Below are 14,663 nucleotides of genomic sequence, written 5' to 3'. Positions count from 1 at the left end.
GCTGCGCCGCGCGGGCATCGCCCATAATCGCCGGCGCGATTGCAGCAATCTGACGATGTACCGCACGCCCGCTCCGGACGTGCCTCAACGGGAACAGGATGGACACGATACGCAGGCTGCCGGCTTCGGACGGCGCGGAATGGTTGCTGGGCGGGTTCGCCCTGCTGCGGCGCGCGCCGCTGGCGCTGGGCACGCTAGGCGCCTTGTGGGGACTGCTGGCTTCGCTGGTGGTGACGGTGGGGCTGGCGGTGCCGGCGCTGGCCACGATCCTGCAGCTGCTGGTCGCGCTGGCCGGGCCGGTGCTGTTCGCCGGACTGCTGTGGGCGGTGCACGAGGTCGCGCACGACCGCCCCGCCCTGCCGGGACACCTGCTGCATGCCGCGCGCGAGGGCCGGGTGCCGGCACTGCTGGCGACCCTGCTGCCCCAGGTGGCCGCCGGCCTGCTGCTCGGCATGCTGCTGCTGGTGCTGGTCGGCCCGCAGCAGCTGCAGCACCTGGCCGAGGTGAGCCACGAACTCAATGCGCTGGCGCAGTCCGGCCAGCAGGCCACCCCCGAACAGGTCGAAGCGCTGGTCGGCGACCTGCCCGCCGGGCGCATCCTGCTGTGGCTGCTGCTGGGCGTGGCCGCCGCGGTCGCGGTGGCGATGACGGTGTTCGTCGCCGTGCCGCGGATCCTGTTCGACCGCCGCGAGGGCCTGCAGGCGATGGGCGACAGCCTGCGCGCCTGCGTGGCCAACCTGCCGGCGCTGGCGGTGTTCCTGCTGCTCACCATGGTCGCCATCTTCGCCGTGTACTTCGGCGTGCTGCTGGTGGCGCTGGTGCTGCAGCTGCTGGCCGGGCCGATGGTGGCGATGTGGGCGGCGCAGCTGCTGCTGATGGCGGTATTGATGCCGCTGCTCGCCGGGGCGGTCTACACCGCCTGGTTGCGCCTGTTCAGGGACGAGCCGCCGGCAGCCGCGGTCGCCAGCGGCCGTTTCGAAGCCTGAGCTCAGGACGGGGAAGCGGCGTCGCCCGAGCGCGGCGCCACCATCCTCGAGGCCACGATGCCGGCTTCGTAGAGCAGGCACATCGGGATTGCCAGCAGCAGCTGCGAGACCACGTCCGGCGGGGTGATCAGCGCGGCCAGGATGAAGATGCCGACGATCGCGTAACCCCGTCCCTCGCGCAGCTGCTCCGGGGTGACCCAGCCCAGCAGGACCAGGATCACCAGCGCCACCGGCAGCTGGAAGCTGGCGCCGAAGGCCAGGAAGATCACCAGGACGAAGTCCAGGTAGGCGTTGATGTCGGTCATCATCGCCACGCCATCGGGCTTGATCGCGGTGAGGAAGCCGAACACCGACGGCAGCACCACGAAGTAGGCGAACGCGCAGCCGGCGTAGAACAGGACCACGGCCGAGGCCAGCAGCGGCAGCGCCAGCTTCTTCTCGCGCTGGTACAGGCCCGGTGCGACGAACGCCCAGGCCTGGTAGAGCAGCCAGGGCGCCGACGCCACCAGCGCCACGAAGAACGCCAGCTTGAGCGGGGTGAAGAACGGCGAGGCGACCTGGACGGCAATCAGCTGGCCGCCGGCGGGCAGCTTGTCCAGCAGCGGCGCGGCCAGCCATGCATAGAGCTTGTTGGCGAACGGCAGCAGCGCCAGCAGCACGATCACCAGGCCCGCGATCGCCCGCAGCAGGCGCGTGCGCAGCTCGAGCAGGTGCTCCATCAGGCTGCTTTCGTTGTCCGAATCAGGGCCGGCGTGGTTCATCGTTTCCCTCCGCCGGTGGCGCCGGTTCGACAGGGCGATCCTCGCCGGCCGCCGACCGATCCTCGACCTGGCGCCGGACCTCGTCGAGCTGCCGGCTTGCGCCGGCGATCCCGTCCTGCACCTGCGACCGGGCCTGCCCGAACTCGTCCTCCAGCCGCGCCTGCGCCTGCTTCAGCGCCGCCTGGGTGTCCTGCATGCTGCGCTTGAGCTCCTCGGCCTCCAGCTCGCGTTCCAGCTCGGACTTGACCGAATACCACTGGGCGCGGGCGCGGCGCACCCACAGCCCGGCGAAGCGGGCCGCCTTGGGCAGCCGTTCCGGGCCGAGCACCACGAGGGCGACCACCGCGATCAGCAGCAGCTCGCCGAAGCCGATATCGAACATCCGCGTGCGACCGACGCGGGTTCAGCGCTGGGCGCGATCGCGCTCGGACTCTTCCTTCGACTCGGCGCTGCGCTCGTTGCCGAGCTGGCCGGCCGGCTTGTCGTCCGGGTCGCGCATGCCTTCCTTGAAGCCCTTGACTGCTTCGCCGAGGTCCTTGCCGGCATTGCGCAGGCGCTTGGTGCCGAACACCAGCAGCACCACCACCAGCACGATGATCCAATGCCAGATGCTCAGACCGCCCATGGCACGCTCACATTCTTGGGGGAACAGGCCACAGGATAGCGCAGCGATCAGGGCAGCGGTTCGGTCCGCGTGCCGGAGTCTTCCACCGGCTCGAAGCCCTGGGTCGGCGCCGGGCCGCTGGTGGTGGCCGGGGCGGCCGGCGGCTGCGTGGGTGCCACCTGGGCGGTGCCCTGGGTCGGCGCCTGGGAAGCGGAGGCAGGCACGGTAGCCGGTGCGCTACCGCCGGAGCGGGCAACCCGCGCGTTGTGGGTGGCTTCCTCCAGCTGGTCGCGGAACGCGACCACCGCGCTGGGCGGGGCGACCTGCGAGCGGTCCTCGAAGACCATGCGCGGCGTCGTGGTGGAGCCGTAGATCGTGGCCTGCGAGTCCCGGTCGATCTGCAGGACCGCGCCGTCCAGGGAAACGCCGGCGAACAGGCCGCGCGCGCGCGACCAGGACCAGATCTCCGCCTTGAGCTGGCCGTCGGTGGCGGCCGCCGCGTTGCGGCCCACGGGACCGGCGGCCACGCCCGCGTCGGCGCCCAGGGTGAACTTGCCGTTGACGATGTCGTCCAGGCTGCGGTCGTTGCGGAACACCAGCACCACATCGGCCGACTGCACGCCCGCCTGGAAGCCGATGCTGCCGCCGGTGAGGGTGACGAACACCGGATTGGACCAGGTGCCATCGGCGCTCTTGACCGACATCAGGCCATGGCCGCGGCGTCCGCCGAGCACCAGCCCCGCCTTGATGGTGTCGGGGATGACCACGATGCCGCGTGCCTCGTCCAGCAGCTTGTCCGGAATCGACTGCTCGGGGATCTGCTGGATCTCGGACAGGACGCGCACCGCATTGCGGGCCCGCTCCTCCTCGGACGGCGCGGCCGCCGCGGGGCCGGCGACGGACAGCAGGACAGCCAGCGACAGCAGGATTTTCGGCAGGCGCGACATGCGTGGAGCTCCGGAGCGGATGGCGGCCTCGGCCGCGGACCGCTCGAAATTAATGAAGACGCAATGAATCGTGCCTGAGGCCAGCCGGTTCACGACGCGCGTCCGGACCGCACGGATGGGCGATGGACTGGCGCCGCGGATCCGGCGGGTGCGACCACGCGCCCGTGTGTTCGTCCGACGCCCGGGCAGTCGAACTCCCGTGACCGGCGGAGGCGGCGGACGCGCCGGGTCTGTCAGAATGACGGGCATGTCCGACGCCATCGACACCGCGCTGGTCGCGGTCAACCTAGGTACCCCCGAAGCGCCCACCGCGCCGGCCGTGCGCCGCTACCTCGCCGAGTTCCTCGGCGACCCCCGCGTGGTGTCCATCCCGCCCCTGCTGTGGAAGCCGCTGCTGTACGGGCTCATCCTGCCGTTGCGCGGCCCCCGTTCGGCCGCCAATTACGCCAAGGTGTGGATGGACGAAGGTTCGCCGCTGCTGGTCTACACCCGGCGACTGGCCGCGGCGCTGCAACAGCGGCTGCCGCAATGGCGCGTCGTTCCGGCCATGCGCTACGGAAAGCCGGCCCTGCGCGCCACCCTGCGCGAGCTGCGCGCCGCCGGCGTGCGCCGGCTGGTGGTGCTTCCGCTCTATCCGCAGTACTCCACGACCACCACCGCCTCGGTCGCCGATGTCGTCGCCGAGGAGACCCAGGGCATGGACGTCACCCTCATCGAGGATTACTCCGTCGATCCCGGGTGGGTCGCGGCCGTGGCCGAGTCCGTGCGCCGCTACCGCGAGCAGCACGGCGCCGGGACCCACCTGCTCTTCTCCTTCCACGGCCTGCCGCAGCGTGTCGCCGATGCCGGCGATCCGTATCCGCAGCGCTGCCAGGACAGTGCCGCGGCGGTGGCTGCGGCGCTGGGACTGGAGCCGTCGCAGTGGTCGCTGTCCTACCAGTCCCGCTTCGGCCGGGAGCGCTGGCTGGAACCATCGACGGTGCGGACGCTGGACCGGCTGGCCGAAACCGGCGTCCGGCAGGTCGACGTGGTATGCCCCGGGTTCGCCGTCGACTGCCTGGAGACGCTCGAGGAAGTGGCGCTGGGCCTGGCCGAGCACTTCCAGGCCAAGGGCGGGCGCATGGCCTATGTCCCCTGTCTCAATGACGGCGGCGCGCATGCGGATGCGTTGGCGCGGCTTGCGCTCCGGGCGGCCGGGCGCGAGGCGTGAGCCCGGCCGAGTGGCGCATCCCGGTGGCCTGGGGCGAGTTGGCCGGGCTCAGGCTCGATCGCCCGGGCACGCCGAAAGTGATCGCCCTGCACGGCTGGCTCGACAATGCCGCCAGCTTCCTGCCGCTCCTGCCGTTCCTCCCGGACCTGGACCTGCTGCTGCTCGACTTTCCGGGCCACGGCCGCAGCGGGCACTTGCCGCCCGGCGCCGAGTACACCCTGACCACCCATGTACATGCCGTGCTCGATGCGGCCGACGCCCTGGGGTGGGAACGCTTCGCACTGCTGGGCCATTCCATGGGCGCGGCGATCGGGGCGCTGGTCGCCGTCGCCACGCCCGAGCGGGTCGAGCGCCTGGCCCTCGTCGAAACCCTGGGTCCCCTCGCCGTGGCGGTCGACGGTACCGCGTCCCGGCTGCAGCAGGCCGTGGCAGCCGCCCGCCGCTCCGCCGGCGCGACCCTGCGCGTTTTCCCGGATCTCGCGCTCGCCGTGCGCGCACGCATGCATGCCAGCCGGCTCGACGAGCCTGTCGCCCGGCTTCTGGTGGAACGGGGCACCCGCCCCGCGGACGGCGGTTTCGTATGGAGCAGCGATCCGCGGCTCACCCGGCCGGCCGCAACCCGTCTCACCGAACCCCAGGTCCGCGCCCTGCTGGCGGCCATCCGTTGCCCGGTCCGCCTGCTCTATGCCGATCCCGCCCAACCCTACTTTCCCGATCCGGTGCGCCAGGCCCGGCTGGGGTCCGTTCCCGGCGCGGAGCTGATCACGATCGCGGGCGGACACCACCTGCACATGGACCAGCCTGACGCCGTCGCTTCCGTATATCGCGCGTTCCTGGCCGGCTAGCGCCGGCCGCCAGTCGGCCATCGACAAGCCTGGCGGCAGCAGGGACGATGCCGGCATTGGCTGAGGATTCCCGCATGGCGCTCTATCCGCTGTTCGCCGACCTGGACGGTCGGGAGGTTCTCGTGGTGGGTGGCGGCGAGGTCGCCGCGCGCAAAGTCGCCGCACTTGCGAAGGCCGGCGCGCTCGTCCGCCTCCACGCGCGGGAGGTGCTGAATGCCGAGCTGGCCGCCGCTCTTGAAGACGGGCGCATCGTCCGCCTGGGGGGCGAGTTCGACAGTGCCTGGCTGGACGCCGTCTGGCTCGTGGTCGCGGCCACCGACGACCCTGCGTTCAACGCCGGCCTGGCGGCCGAGGCCGGACGCCGTCGCCGGCTCGTGAACGTCGTGGACGATGCCGTGCTCTCGACTTTCCAGGTGCCGGCGGTGGTCGAGCGTGCGCCGCTCGTGGTCGCCATTTCGTCGGGAGGCGCGGCCCCGATGCTCGCTCGCCGCATCCGCGAGCGTCTGGAAACGATGCTTGCCCCGTCGCTGGGCAAGCTTGCGGCGCTGTTCGCCGACCAGCGCGAGCACATCCGTGCGCGACTGCCGGACATGTCCGCACGGCGCCGCTGGTTCGAGCGCGTCCTGGATGGACGGATGGATCGGGCTTTCGAGGAAGGGGGTGAAGCGGCACTCGAGGCGGCCTTTCTCGTTGAGGTCGACCGTGCAGGGGGGGAAGAGACCCTTTCGGGCGCGGTGGCGCTGGTCGCCGCGAGCGACGCGCCGGACCTCTACACCCTGCGTGCACTGCGCGCGCTCAACGAAGCGGATGTGATCGTGGTGGAGGAAGGTATCGATGAGGCGTTGCTTGAACCGGCGCGCCGGGATGCGCAGCGCGTGCACGCGCCGGTGGACCCTGCGACGCGGGTGCTCGTCCTCGCCGAGGCTGGTGCCCGCGTGGTCTTCCTGTACAGGCATGGCACGGACAGCGCTTCGATCCGGCGCGTTGCCGAGAGGTGCGTGGAGGCCGGAATCGCTTGTCGTGTGGTCCCCGCGGCGGGCTGATCGAAAAAAATCTCGCAGGGGCTTCCCATCGACCCGCTGGCCGTGCACAATGCGCGCCCCGCCAACGACAGGATCCTTCGGGAACCACGGCGGCGGGGCCGGAAAGCGAAGACCCTCGAAAAAAGGTGTTGCAGTTCTCCGGAAGCCCCCTATAATGGGCGGCTCCCTCGGCGGAAACGAATCGGTTGATTCGGGCCCACCGGGACGGAAACGAAAAGATCCCTTCACGGGGTGTTGACGGATCCGAAACGAGCTGCCAGAATGTGCGGCTCACCTCGACGGAAGCGGTTCACCGCTGAAGATGAGGGGAAGATGAAAGCCCCGCAACGCGGTGTTGACACTTCCAAAACGAGCTGCCAGAATGTGCGGCTCACCTCGACGGAAACGTCGGGACACGGATGAAGGCGCTGAGGCCGATTCCGCTGCTCTTTGAAAGTGTGCGCAGGTAACTTGTGCGGACGCCTGCAGGAAGGATGACTGTCCATCTTGCAGACGTTTGAAACAGCAACAAGTCAATTGCTTTAAGCAAGCGATACGTAGCTGGGTAGAACTTCTGCAGCTGAAAATATTGACCTTCGGGTCTGTAGTTTTAAGTGAAGAGTTTGATCCTGGCTCAGAGTGAACGCTGGCGGTAGGCCTAACACATGCAAGTCGAACGGCAGCACAGCAGTAGCAATACTGTGGGTGGCGAGTGGCGGACGGGTGAGGAATACATCGGAATCTACTCTGTCGTGGGGGATAACGTAGGGAAACTTACGCTAATACCGCATACGACCTAAGGGTGAAAGTGGGGGACCGCAAGGCCTCACGCGATTGAATGAGCCGATGTCGGATTAGCTAGTTGGCGGGGTAAAGGCCCACCAAGGCGACGATCCGTAGCTGGTCTGAGAGGATGATCAGCCACACTGGAACTGAGACACGGTCCAGACTCCTACGGGAGGCAGCAGTGGGGAATATTGGACAATGGGCGCAAGCCTGATCCAGCCATACCGCGTGGGTGAAGAAGGCCTTCGGGTTGTAAAGCCCTTTTGTTGGGAAAGAAATCCTGTTGATTAATACTCGACAGGGATGACGGTACCCAAAGAATAAGCACCGGCTAACTTCGTGCCAGCAGCCGCGGTAATACGAAGGGTGCAAGCGTTACTCGGAATTACTGGGCGTAAAGCGTGCGTAGGTGGTTGTTTAAGTCTGTCGTGAAAGCCCTGGGCTCAACCTGGGAATTGCGATGGATACTGGGCGACTAGAGTGTGGTAGAGGGTGGCGGAATTCCCGGTGTAGCAGTGAAATGCGTAGAGATCGGGAGGAACATCCGTGGCGAAGGCGGCCACCTGGGCCAACACTGACACTGAGGCACGAAAGCGTGGGGAGCAAACAGGATTAGATACCCTGGTAGTCCACGCCCTAAACGATGCGAACTGGATGTTGGGTTCAACTTGGAACCCAGTATCGAAGCTAACGCGTTAAGTTCGCCGCCTGGGGAGTACGGTCGCAAGACTGAAACTCAAAGGAATTGACGGGGGCCCGCACAAGCGGTGGAGTATGTGGTTTAATTCGATGCAACGCGAAGAACCTTACCTGGTCTTGACATCCACGGAACTTTCCAGAGATGGATTGGTGCCTTCGGGAACCGTGAGACAGGTGCTGCATGGCTGTCGTCAGCTCGTGTCGTGAGATGTTGGGTTAAGTCCCGCAACGAGCGCAACCCTTGTCCTTAGTTGCCAGCACGTAATGGTGGGAACTCTAAGGAGACCGCCGGTGACAAACCGGAGGAAGGTGGGGATGACGTCAAGTCATCATGGCCCTTACGACCAGGGCTACACACGTACTACAATGGGAAGGACAGAGGGCTGCAATCCCGCGAGGGTGAGCCAATCCCAGAAACCTTCTCTCAGTCCGGATCGGAGTCTGCAACTCGACTCCGTGAAGTCGGAATCGCTAGTAATCGCAGATCAGCATTGCTGCGGTGAATACGTTCCCGGGCCTTGTACACACCGCCCGTCACACCATGGGAGTTTGTTGCACCAGAAGCAGGTAGCTTAACCTTCGGGAGGGCGCTTGCCACGGTGTGGCCGATGACTGGGGTGAAGTCGTAACAAGGTAGCCGTATCGGAAGGTGCGGCTGGATCACCTCCTTTTGAGCACGGCAGCATCGTCCTGTCAGGCGTCCTCACAAGTTACTTGCATTCAGAGTTCCTGGCCCGATAGCGGGCTAGGCAAGTCCCTTTTAGGGGCCTTAGCTCAGCTGGGAGAGCACCTGCTTTGCAAGCAGGGGGTCGTCGGTTCGATCCCGACAGGCTCCACCATATGAGTATCGACTTTTGGGTCTGTAGCTCAGGTGGTTAGAGCGCACCCCTGATAAGGGTGAGGTCGGTGGTTCGAGTCCTCCCAGACCCACCACTCTGAATGACAAGCGCACACACTTTCGAATTTACGCACCAGGCGCTGAGGCCGGGTACGTGTTCTTTTAAAACTTGGGATGTAGCGAGCGTTTGAGATGTCTATCTCGACGTGTCGTTGAGGCTAAGGCGGGGGCTTCGAGCCCCTAAAAATTGAGTCGTATGTTCGCGCTGGTGGCTTTGTACCCCACTGGCACGTCATTAACTCCGAGGCGACTTGGGGTTATATGGTCAAGCGAATAAGCGCACACGGTGGATGCCTTGGCGGTCAGAGGCGATGAAGGACGTGACAGCCTGCGAAAAGCGCGGGGGAGCTGGCAATAAGCTTTGATCCCGCGATGTCCGAATGGGGAAACCCACTGCTTCGGCAGTATCCTGCAGTGAATTCATAGCTGCTGGAAGCGAACCCGGTGAACTGAAATATCTAAGTAACCGGAGGAAAAGAAATCAACCGAGATTCCCTAAGTAGTGACGAGCGAACGGGGACTAGCCCTTAAGCTGGTATGGCTTTAGAAAAACAACCTGGAAAGGTTGGCCATAGAAGGTGATAGCCCTGTATTTGAAAGGGCCATACCAGTGAAGACGAGTAAGGCGGGGCACGTGAAACCCTGTCTGAACATGGGGGGACCATCCTCCAAGGCTAAATACTCCTGACCGACCGATAGTGAACCAGTACCGTGAGGGAAAGGCGAAAAGAACCCCGGAGAGGGGAGTGAAATAGACCCTGAAACCGTGTGCGTACAAGCAGTAGGAGCCCGCAAGGGTGACTGCGTACCTTTTGTATAATGGGTCAGCGACTTACAGTTCGTGGCAAGCTTAACCGTATAGGGGAGGCGAAGGGAAACCGAGTCTGAATAGGGCGCATAGTCGCGGGCTGTAGACCCGAAACCGGGTGATCTAGTCATGCCCAGGGTGAAGGTGCCGTAACAGGTACTGGAGGCCCGAACCCACTCCCGTTGCAAAGGTAGGGGATGAGGTGTGATTAGGAGTGAAAAGCTAATCGAACCCGGAGATAGCTGGTTCTCCTCGAAAGCTATTTAGGTAGCGCCTCATATGTATCCTCTCGGGGGTAGAGCACTGTTATGGCTAGGGGGTCATCGCGACTTACCAAACCATTGCAAACTCCGAATACCGAGACGGACTGTATGGGAGACACACGGCGGGTGCTAACGTCCGTCGTGAAAAGGGAAACAACCCAGACCCACAGCTAAGGTCCCAAATTACCGCTAAGTGGGAAACGATGTGGAAAGGCACAGACAGCCAGGAGGTTGGCTTAGAAGCAGCCACCCTTTAAAGAAAGCGTAATAGCTCACTGGTCGAGTCGGTCTGCGCGGAAGATTTAACGGGGCTAAGCGGTAAACCGAAGCTTGGGGTGCATAACTTTGTTATGCGCGGTAGAGGAGCGTTCCGTAAGCCTGCGAAGGTGGATTGAGAAGTCCGCTGGAGGTATCGGAAGTGCGAATGCTGACATGAGTAACGATAATGCGGGTGAAAAGCCCGCACGCCGAAAGCCCAAGGTTTCCTTGCGCAACGTTAATCGACGCAGGGTTAGTCGGTCCCTAAGGCGAGGGCGAAAGCCGTAGTCGATGGGAAGCAGGTTAATATTCCTGCACCTCGCGTGAGTGCGATGGAGGGACGGAGAAGGTTAGGTGTACCGGGCGTTGGTTGTCCCGGGGAAAGGCGGTAGGTTTGGATCTTTGGCAAATCCGGGATCCTTTAAGACCGAGCACCGAGACGAGTCCTTTAGGACGAAGTCACTGATACCACGCTTCCAGGAAAAGCTCCTAAGCTTCAGCTCACGCAGACCGTACCGTAAACCGACACAGGTGGGTAGGATGAGAATTCTCAGGCGCTTGAGAGAACTCGGGTGAAGGAACTAGGCAACATGGCACCGTAACTTCGGGAGAAGGTGCACCCTCTTTGGTGGCCCATGCGGGCTATAGCTGAGGAGGGTCGCAGAAACCAGGCCGCTGCGACTGTTTATCAAAAACACAGCACTCTGCAAACACGAAAGTGGACGTATAGGGTGTGACGCCTGCCCGGTGCTGGAAGGTTAATTGATGGGGTCAGCCGCAAGGCGAAGCTCTTGATCGAAGCCCCAGTAAACGGCGGCCGTAACTATAACGGTCCTAAGGTAGCGAAATTCCTTGTCGGGTAAGTTCCGACCTGCACGAATGGCGTAACGACAGCGGCGCTGTCTCCACCCGAGACTCAGTGAAATTGAAATCGCTGTGAAGATGCAGCGTTCCCGTGGCAAGACGGAAAGACCCCGTGAACCTTTACTATAGCTTTACACTGAACGTTGAGTTCGTCTGTGTAGGATAGGTGGGAGGCTTTGAAGCTGTGGCGCTAGCTGCAGTGGAGCCATCCTTGAAATACCACCCTGATGTGCTTGACGTTCTAACCTAGACCCGTAATCCGGGTCGGGGACCGTGTATGGTGGGTAGTTTGACTGGGGCGGTCTCCTCCTAAAGAGTAACGGAGGAGCTCGAAGGTACGCTCAGCGCGGTCGGACATCGCGCACTGTGTGCAAAGGCATAAGCGTGCTTGACTGCAAGATCGACGGATCAAGCAGGTAGGAAACTAGGACTTAGTGATCCGGTGGTTCTGTATGGAAGGGCCATCGCTCAACGGATAAAAGGTACTCCGGGGATAACAGGCTGATACCGCCCAAGAGTTCATATCGACGGCGGTGTTTGGCACCTCGATGTCGGCTCATCACATCCTGGGGCTGTAGTCGGTCCCAAGGGTATGGCTGTTCGCCATTTAAAGTGGTACGCGAGCTGGGTTCAGAACGTCGTGAGACAGTTCGGTCCCTATCTGCCATGGGCGTTGGAGATTTGAGAGGGGCTGCTCCTAGTACGAGAGGACCGGAGTGGACGAACCTCTGGTGTTCCGGTTGTCACGCCAGTGGCATTGCCGGGTAGCTATGTTCGGAAGCGATAACCGCTGAAAGCATCTAAGCGGGAAGCGCGCCTCAAGATGAGATCTCCCGGGACACAAGTCCCCTAAAGGAACCATCAAGACTAGGTGGTTGATAGGTCAGGTGTGTAAGCGCAGCAATGCGTTGAGCTAACTGATACTAATGATCCGTGCGGCTTGACCATATAACCTCAAGTGGCCTTGGACTCGACGATGACGTCGATAGCCATCCGCCGCTCACTACATCCCAAGTACATATGCGAGACGGTGCGGTATGCACGGTCGGTCCTTCACGGGCGACCATGTTCACCAGCACGCTCCAACCGTCTCCCTGGTGAAATTAGCGTTGTGGAACCACCCGATCCCATCCCGAACTCGGAAGTGAAACGCAACAGCGCCGATGGTAGTGTGGGTTTCCCATGCGAGAGTAGGTCATCGCCAGGGTCTTATCCGAAACCCCCAGCCGAATGGCTGGGGGTTTCATCTTTTCTGCGATCCGGAACGGCAGGCAGGTTCCGGCGGACACGATCGTGATTGCCTGTAGTACGCCATTCGGTGCTGGCCGCGGATAGCGCGCATCGGTACGCGAGCAGGTGGGGTTCGGTCGAGGCGGTCCGGGCGGGCTCACCATGGCAGCACCGTCGTCTGTTCCGTGCCGGCGCCTCCTCCTCGACCAGATGGTGCGCCGGCCGGTGGAGTAAGCCGGGGGCTATGTCCCGATCGTGTGCGGTTCGACGTCGCCGAAGTGCCAATGATCGGCGCACGCCAACGTGCGGAACGCTTCTGAAGCCTCTGATGCGCGGCCGGCGAGATCATCTGGGCCAACGTGGAAGAAGATCCCGTTTGAGGCGTGGTCTCGCCCGCCTTCTACGCCGGGTCACGAAAAAAAGTCGCGCGGCGTGCGTCATCGAAGAAGGCAGGTCAGGCCCTGGCAAGCCTGGCGTCCCGTTTCGAGGGTCCTTCGGACGAGTGCGCCGCTGTAGGCAGTTCTGCGTGCCCGCTCATCCTGCCGACGGCCCTGCGGAAATGTTCAACAGGGCTTTGTATCCACGCAGTCGAGGGCGCCCAAGGCAGGCACATGAGCGGATGGCCTTGGCTGCGCCGGGGTTCAACGCGCAGCCGCGCTTGGCTTCCCCTCGATCGGTCAGCCAAAGAAAAGGCCGGTGCCATCGGCACCGGCCCTTGGTCCCCGGCCACGTGGCCGGCGGGGTTGCTCGCCTATTCCTGCGGGGCGGCGCCCGGCGGCTTGCTGGCCATCATCCGGTCGCGTGCCGCCTTGAACGGGTTGCCGTCGTACCAGTTCGGCCAGCGCTCTCCGGCCGCCAGGTCCTGGCCGACGCCATACAGTGCGCCGAGATCCTCGACGATCCCGTCATAACGCCAGCCTTCGTGGACTTCGTCGCTCGGCTGGTGGTAGCGCTTGGCGTACTCGGCCCCGGCGGCCTTGCCGGCCTCCACGCCCCCGTCGACCAGGTCGTTTCCGCCCTTGGCATAAAGCGCCGGGACGCCGGCCTTGGCGAAGTTGAAGTGGTCGCTGCGGAAGTAGTAGCCCGCCGCGGTGTTGCTTTCGGCGGTCAGGACCCGCCCCTGGCGATCGGCATGGGCCTTCAGCATGTCCTCGAGCTCCGAGTTGCCCTTGCCCGTGATGACGAAGTCGCGCGAGCGGCCCGCGACGGACATCGCATCCAGGTTGACCACGCCGGCGATCTTGTCGAGCGGGAACGTCGGGTGGGCGACGTAGTACTTCGAGCCGAGCAGCCCCGATTCTTCCAGGGTCACCGCCACGAACACCACCGACCGCTCGGGGGGCTGTTCCTGGTGGGCGAAGGCCTCGGCGATCTCGAGGATGCCGGCGACCCCGGTCGCATTGTCGACCGCGCCGTTGTAGATGGTGTCGCCCTCTTCCCCTTCGTGGTTGCCCAGGTGGTCCCAATGGGCCATGTAGAGGACGGCTTCGTCCGCGCGGGCCTTGCCGGGCAGTACGCCGACCACGTTGCGCGAGGTCTTGTTGGCGGTGGTGCTGGCCAGGTCGACCGAGAGCGTGGCCCCGAGCGGCACCGGCTTGAAGCCGGGCTGGTTCGCCTTCCGGTACGCGTCTTCCAGCTCGATGCCCGCGCCGGCGAACAGCTTGCGTGCGGCGTCGGCCGTCAGCCAGCCCTGGACCGGAATCCGGGGCTCGGGGTCGTCCGCCGCCGGAAGGTCGTACTGGGCGCCGGACCACGAGTTCTTGACCACGTCCCAGCCGTAGCTGGCGCCGGCATCGTCGTGGACGATGAGCGCCGCGGCGGCGCCCTTGCGCGCGGCCTCCTCGAACTTGTACGTCCAGCGGCCGTAGTAGGTCATCTTCTTGCCGTCGAACAGCTTGTCGTCGTCGGCATGGAACCCCGGGTCGTTGACGAGCATCACCACGGTCTTGCCGGTCCAGTCCTGGTCGGCGTAGTCGTTCCAGCCTCGCTCCGGCGCATCCACGCCGTAGCCGACGAACACGACCGGGCTGTCCTTGACGCTCACCTGGGCCTGGCCGGTGCGGGTGCCCACGACCATGTCGGTGCCGAAGCCCAGCTCGACGGGCTTGCCGCCGATCGTCAGCGTCAGCCTGGTGGCCGGGTCGGCCGTGGTCTCCACCATCGGCACGTCCTGGAAGTAGCTGTCCCCGTTGCCCGGCTGCAGGCCGATGCGCTGCATCTGTGCGCGGATGTACTCGATCGTGCGCTCTTCTCCGACCGAACCCGGGCCGCGGCCCTCGAACTCGTCCGAGGCGAGGGTCTTCACCATCTCGGCGAAATCGTCGCCGTCGATGGCCGGCTTGAACCCGTGGGTGCTGGCGGTGGCGGCGGCGGACGCGGCCGCGGCGGGCGCGGCGGCAGGGCTGTTGTCGGCCTGCTTGCAGCCTGCCAGCGCGAGTGCGCCGGCGGCGAGGCCGATCAGGATCTTGCTGGACATCGGGAC

General features: G+C 64.5%; 8 protein-coding genes, 2 tRNA genes, 3 rRNA genes and 1 pseudogene. 9 read left to right on the top strand and 5 right to left on the bottom strand.

The genetic code is table 11. The annotated features are described in order from the left end of the window. The first annotated feature begins 98 nt into the window (after nucleotides 1–98). Nucleotides 99–986, top strand: coding sequence for a BPSS1780 family membrane protein (locus ACA089_RS11755; RefSeq protein WP_372016981.1), 888 nt, complete (start codon nucleotides 99–101; stop codon nucleotides 984–986). Nucleotides 987–988: 2 nt separating this feature from the next. Here the strand turns inward: ACA089_RS11755 and tatC are convergent, their stop codons facing one another. The 4 genes and pseudogenes from tatC to ACA089_RS11735 form a co-directional block, all read right to left on the bottom strand. Continuing rightward, on the bottom strand, nucleotides 989–1,747 hold the full coding sequence (tatC, locus tag ACA089_RS11750) for a twin-arginine translocase subunit TatC (protein ID WP_372016979.1): 759 nt from the start codon (nucleotides 1,745–1,747) through the stop codon (nucleotides 989–991). Nucleotides 1,748–1,793: 46 nt separating this feature from the next. Then, nucleotides 1,794–2,129: pseudogene (tatB, locus tag ACA089_RS11745) on the bottom strand (Sec-independent protein translocase protein TatB); the annotation flags it as partial. A gap of 21 nt (nucleotides 2,130–2,150) precedes the next feature. Beyond that, entirely contained in the window at nucleotides 2,151–2,372 is a 222-nt protein-coding gene (tatA, locus tag ACA089_RS11740; protein ID WP_372016978.1) for a Sec-independent protein translocase subunit TatA, read from the bottom strand. 47 nt (nucleotides 2,373–2,419) lie between these two features. Continuing rightward, nucleotides 2,420–3,298 (bottom strand): lipid-binding SYLF domain-containing protein, encoded by an 879-nt coding sequence (locus tag ACA089_RS11735; RefSeq protein ID WP_372016976.1) that lies wholly within the window; start codon nucleotides 3,296–3,298, stop codon nucleotides 2,420–2,422. 247 nt (nucleotides 3,299–3,545) lie between these two features. On the opposite strand from ACA089_RS11735, the gene hemH reads away from it, so the two are divergent. From hemH to rrf, 8 genes are all read left to right on the top strand, one after another. Further along, the gene (gene hemH / locus ACA089_RS11730; RefSeq protein WP_372016974.1) at nucleotides 3,546–4,508 is read left to right on the top strand and encodes a ferrochelatase; all 963 of its coding nucleotides are present in this window, start codon (nucleotides 3,546–3,548) and stop codon (nucleotides 4,506–4,508) included. Beyond that, nucleotides 4,505–5,353, top strand: coding sequence for an alpha/beta fold hydrolase (locus ACA089_RS11725; protein WP_372016972.1), 849 nt, complete (start codon nucleotides 4,505–4,507; stop codon nucleotides 5,351–5,353). The genes hemH and ACA089_RS11725 overlap by 4 nt, the downstream gene beginning before the upstream one ends. A 74-nt stretch (nucleotides 5,354–5,427) precedes the next feature. Next, nucleotides 5,428–6,396: an NAD(P)-dependent oxidoreductase gene (locus ACA089_RS11720; protein WP_372016970.1), complete on the top strand. Its 969-nt coding sequence runs from the start codon at nucleotides 5,428–5,430 to the stop codon at nucleotides 6,394–6,396. 590 nt (nucleotides 6,397–6,986) lie between these two features. Continuing rightward, nucleotides 6,987–8,531: ribosomal RNA gene (locus tag ACA089_RS11715) — 16S ribosomal RNA — on the top strand. A 92-nt stretch (nucleotides 8,532–8,623) separates the two neighbouring features. Continuing rightward, a tRNA-Ala gene (locus tag ACA089_RS11710) sits at nucleotides 8,624–8,699 on the top strand. A gap of 17 nt (nucleotides 8,700–8,716) precedes the next feature. Further along, nucleotides 8,717–8,793: transfer RNA gene (locus ACA089_RS11705), tRNA-Ile, on the top strand. 228 nt (nucleotides 8,794–9,021) lie between these two features. Next, nucleotides 9,022–11,899: ribosomal RNA gene (locus tag ACA089_RS11700) — 23S ribosomal RNA — on the top strand. Between the two features lie 145 nt (nucleotides 11,900–12,044). Then, a 5S ribosomal RNA gene (rrf, locus tag ACA089_RS11695) occupies nucleotides 12,045–12,158 on the top strand. The 16S, 23S and 5S rRNA genes sit together here with 2 tRNA genes alongside, the layout of an rRNA operon. Nucleotides 12,159–12,932: 774 nt before the next feature. Here the strand turns inward: rrf and ACA089_RS11690 are convergent. Beyond that, entirely contained in the window at nucleotides 12,933–14,657 is a 1,725-nt protein-coding gene (locus ACA089_RS11690; RefSeq protein WP_372016969.1) for a M28 family metallopeptidase, read from the bottom strand. Between the last annotated feature and the right edge of the window lie 6 nt (nucleotides 14,658–14,663).

This window comes from Pseudoxanthomonas fibrivorans (genome assembly GCF_041464125.1).
Taxonomy (GTDB): domain Bacteria; phylum Pseudomonadota; class Gammaproteobacteria; order Xanthomonadales; family Xanthomonadaceae; genus Pseudoxanthomonas.
This window is presented reverse-complemented; position numbering and strand designations above follow the sequence as displayed.